At 61.2% G+C, this 4242-nt stretch carries 4 protein-coding genes and 1 pseudogene; 3 read left to right on the plus strand and 2 right to left on the minus strand.

Annotation, left to right across the window (positions count from 1 at the left end; genetic code table 11):
* Together MSIMFI_RS18505 and MSIMFI_RS18510 are read left to right on the plus strand one after the other, a co-directional pair.
* A partial coding sequence (locus MSIMFI_RS18505) for a hypothetical protein (protein ID WP_191498554.1) occupies positions 1–300 on the plus strand: 300 nt, incomplete at its 5' end.
* Positions 301–626: 326 nt separating this feature from the next.
* Positions 627–1055, plus strand: a complete 429-nt coding sequence (locus tag MSIMFI_RS18510; RefSeq protein WP_186243436.1) for a cellulose-binding domain-containing protein — start codon at positions 627–629, stop codon at positions 1053–1055.
* A 314-nt stretch (positions 1056–1369) separates the two neighbouring features.
* Here MSIMFI_RS18510 and MSIMFI_RS18515 read toward each other — a convergent pair whose 3' ends face one another.
* On the minus strand, positions 1370–1936 hold the full coding sequence (locus MSIMFI_RS18515) for a dihydrofolate reductase family protein (RefSeq protein ID WP_191498555.1): 567 nt from the start codon (positions 1934–1936) through the stop codon (positions 1370–1372).
* A 283-nt stretch (positions 1937–2219) separates the two neighbouring features.
* A pseudogene (locus tag MSIMFI_RS18520) lies at positions 2220–2453 on the minus strand (type II toxin-antitoxin system VapC family toxin); the annotation flags it as partial.
* Between the two features lie 417 nt (positions 2454–2870).
* On the opposite strand from MSIMFI_RS18520, the gene MSIMFI_RS18525 reads away from it, so the two are divergent.
* A partial coding sequence (locus MSIMFI_RS18525; RefSeq protein ID WP_263597424.1) for a condensation domain-containing protein occupies positions 2871–4242 on the plus strand: 1372 nt, incomplete at its 3' end.

Consider the following 4242-nt stretch of genomic DNA (forward strand, 5'->3'; position numbering starts at 1 on the left):
GGGGCGGGCGGTGCCGGTGGCGACGGCTTTACCAACGATGGCGGCGCGGGCGGGAACGGCGGCAATGCCGGATTGATCGGCAGCGGCGGCAACGGCGGCGATGGCGGCAGCGGCGGACTCACCGGCGGCAGCGGCGGAAGCGGCGGCAACGCCGAACTGATCGGCAACGGCGGCAATGGCGGCAACGGCGGAACTGGGACACACATCAACGGCAGCGGCGGCGACGGCGGCCGCGGCGGATCGCTGGTGGGGCAAGCCGGTGTGAACGGGATTACCGGACCGCCGCGCTGCCCCGCGTGACGCACTAGCTGCTCAAGAGAAGAGTTCAACCGGACCGGTGCCGGTGGCTGTTGATGATCGGCAGCATCACGCCGCCATACCGGCCGGCCGCGGCCCCAGGGGTGGTGCGTGAGACCGCTCGTTTGCTGGCGGCCGAGCCACTGCGCGCCCCGATGAGGCTGGCGTTCTGGCTTTTCCCGTCCGCAAGTTCGCGTTCAGCCGGGCCGATGCACGATTCAAAGTGGATCGAGGCCAAATTTCATGACGGTTTCAGTTGAGCAAAGGTACTGCAGCTTAACCGCGATGCGCGGGCCGATATCGCCTGTCTGGCTTTAGTGTTGGCTGCCATGGCCGGACTGAACAATTGCGTGAAGCGCTGGCGCACAGCGCTTCACGTAACCGTGTCGGCATTGATGATTGCCATCCTCGGACTCGCCGTCGCCCCCGCAGCCCATGCGGCCGCGGCCACGGCGACGTTGTCGGTGGAACATACGTGGCAGACCGGATTCATCGCGCGCTTCACCATCACCAACTCGAGCATGGTGCCGCTCTCCGATTGGAGGCTTGAATTCGACATGCCGGTGGGACAATCCGTCTCGCACGCGTGGAACAGCACCATTACCCAATCTGGCACGCACTTTGTTCTCACCCCCGCGAATTGGAATCGCGTCATTGCGCCCGGCGGTTCAGCCACAGGTGGCCTAAGAGGCGTGCTGACCGGTTCCTACTCGCCACCGTCGAACTGCCTGCTCAACAGGCAATATCCTTGCACCTAGTGGCGACTGCGCACTAAGGCTCGACGCTCCGGTGACTGGTTGTTGTCACCGCGCTCGGCGACCAAGTGATAGACACTAGCGCGGCTAACGCCAAGCGCGGGAGACATTGTCAAGACCTGTGGATGGGCGAGTTTGGGCGGCCTCCAGGGTGGTTTGGCGGGGTCGATCGGTCGTTTTTGTGAGTTTCCCGGGTAGCAGTTCGTCGAACTGCTGGTGGATGTCGAACAGGAGGCGGTGCAGCAGTAGTAACGAAGTGCCGCTCGAGTCGTGTATCTCGTAGGGCATCCGCAGCTCGCCTGGCTATGTATGTCCGATCAGTCGTGTTTCGCCTCGTAGCGCAGCAGGACCGTGCCACCCGGGAAGGTACGGTTCTCCAACAGTCGCAGCGAGATCCATGACGGCAGGGTCGGGAAGAACGGGGTGCCGCCGCCAACGGCGGTGGGCGTGACCACGATCCGGTATTCGTCCACCAGTCCGGCCTGCACGATCGGTGCGGCGAGCGTCGCGCCGGCCACCTCCAGCCTGCCGTCGGTTTCGGCTTTCAGCTTCGTCACCAGCTCGACCGGGTCGCCGCGTTCCAGGCGGGAGTTCCAGTCGACGGACTCCAGTGTGCGCGAGAACACGACCTTGGGCATGTCGCGCCAGATCCGGGCGAAGTCAACGATCAAGGGGGTGGCATCCGGGGCCTTGTCGGCGGTCGGCCAGTACGCAGACATCAGTTCGTAGAGCCGCCGGCCGTAGAACGACAGGGCGGTCTCCCGCTCGAAGTCGTTCCAGTACTGGTGCAGTTCTTCGCTCGGGTCGGTCCAGTCGATGTTGCCTTGTGCGTCGGCGATGTACCCGTCCACCGACACGTTGAAGCCATAGATGAGTTTGCCCATGCAGATCAGACTGCACCGGAGGGCAAAACTCATCGCGACACCACACGAGATATTGTTCAAATCCTCGTGGATGGGCGAGCGTCAGGGGGCCTCGTTCGTAGTGGACGAATCGACCGGTCGTTCTATGAGTTTGCCCTTCTCGAACAGGGCACAGACCCGAACGAGGGCGACCAGGTGCGAGGAAGCAAACTCAATCGTCGACTTCGATCTCACCGTGTTCATTTCCGTGTGAAGGCGGGGGAGAGACGCCCCTGTGGGGCGGGATAAGGGCACACTATTGGCTTCATCGCGCTTGCCCGGGTGCGACGACCGCCAACGACAGGGCCTCGGCGGCTTCCCTGAGACGGTTGTCGTAAGTAACCAGCGCGGTCAATGGTGCAACGGATGCGGCGGTTTGAGCAGTGGCTAGGTGTATCGCGTCGAGCGAGTGCAGTTCCGGGTCGGTGTAGGCCGCCACGGCGGAGCGTATGACCGCGTCGGTTTCGAAACGGTCCAGCCTGGCTAGCACGGAGGGCATCTGGACAGGTATGCCGGAAATGGCAACCAGATAGACTGCAGCGCAACAGGAGTCAAACCCACGCCCGAGAACTGGCGGTCCGTGCACCGCAACCGTCATAGCGCACGTTAGTCGGTGGCCGCGAGGAAGAAACCCTCCAAGCCAACTATGGCAATAGTTGTCAATAGCAACCATTGCTATAGTATAGATATGCCGCCAGTGCACGCCGGCCATGGTTGGTATTCGATTGGCGAGGTAGGCCGGTGGGTTCTTTTGACGACGAAAATCGCAGCTGCTTCTTCGATTTGCGCGACGAGGAGGACGGCTATCCGCCATGCGCCGCGTGGCGCGTAGCCGGACTAGTGACGCCTAACCGGGCCAGAGTTTAACGGCTGGATGGAGCTTCACGAGCGGGCCCTTCCGCTGACGCGGGGGCAGATGGACATATGGCTTTCCCAGGAAACGGTTGGTTCGCAGGCGGACTGGCAGGTGGGCTGGTTCGTGCCGATCAAAGGTGTCGTAGATCCTGATGTCATTGACCGGGCGATCCGCCAGGTGGTGGACGAAGCCGAGCCACTAAGGGTCGTTTTCTGTGAGGTGGATGGCGAGGTTTTCCAAAGGGCAATTGATGATCCGGACGTAGGGGTTGCTCGTCATGACCTCAGGCACTCGCAGAATCCCGTGCGCGATGCTTACGAGTTGGCTTTATCCATCCAATGCGCACCGCTGTCGTGGCCTGGCCCGCTGTATAAATTTGCGTTGTTTCAGACGCGGAGTGATGAATTCCATTTGTACATCTGTAGCCACCATATAGTTCTCGATGGATTCGGTACGGTGCTTATCACTCAACGGATTTCCGCCGTCTACTCTGCACTTATTTCGGGTAATCAAGTGCCGGCGGCCGTTTTTGGCTCACTGCGGGATCTGGTTGACTATGAGTCAGAATACGAAAAGTCCGGCGAATACCTCGAAGACCGGGCTTATTGGTGCGAGAATCTTCCGGCTGAAAATGGTCCGACTTACCAATGGCCGCAAGTCGTGAATCGGCCTGATTTCTATCCAGCCTCGACCCCAATTCAGTTGGACCCCGCTGTAGTGAATCGAGTCGACGAGTTGTGCGAGGTACTGGGGGTCCGTCGCTCGTCGGTGATTACTGCGGCGTGCGCGCTTTTGGTGCGTGAGTGGTGTGCTGGCGGGTCGGACGTGGCGCTCGATTTCCCGGTCAGCAGGCGCATCAGCGCGCAGTCCAAGACCGTCCCCGGGATGGTTAGCGGGTTCGTGCCGCTGGCATTGCGGGCGTTGCCGTCGTCGACAGTTGCCGATTTTTGTGAGCACGTTGAAAGTCAAATACGAGACGCGCTGCGGCATCAGCGATTTCCGGTGCACGTCTTGGAGAACAATAGAGGTGCGCGGGCCGCGGGCCAGGAGACGGCCAGGGTCGCCATCAATTTCGTCCCAGCGACAACTATTTTGCCTTTCGGCAGCGCGCCGGCATCCATTGCCTACACGAGCTTTGGTCGGGTTAACCACTTTGGCCTTTACTTCATTAAAGATGGTGATCAGCTTTCTCTGGTTACTGCCGGTGTTGGTCGGCCCTTTTCGGATTTCGATGTCTCCGATTTAGCGCAACGCCTGCAGAGACTATTGGTGGCGTTGGTTGCGGATCCGCAGCGGCGGTTGTCCTCGGTTGAGGTGCTCGATGAGGCCGAGCGTGCTCAGTTGGATGCGATCGGTAATCGTGGGGTGTTGGCGGGTGTGGGGCCGGGGGCGTCTCTTTTTCACCACTTGCGGCGGCGGCGAGTGCGCCTGG

It is taken from the genome of Mycobacterium simulans (genome assembly GCF_900232995.1).
Classification (GTDB): Bacteria; Actinomycetota; Actinomycetes; order Mycobacteriales; family Mycobacteriaceae; genus Mycobacterium; species Mycobacterium simulans.

Bases quoted from the DNA above. Each gene is read 5' to 3' on its own strand.
- MSIMFI_RS18515 (WP_191498555.1), bottom strand. From the start codon at position 1,936: ATGGGCAAACTCATCTATGGCTTCAACGTGTCGGTGGACGGGTACATC.
- MSIMFI_RS18510 (WP_186243436.1), top strand. From the start codon at position 627: ATGGCCGGACTGAACAATTGCGTGAAGCGCTGGCGCACAGCGCTTCAC.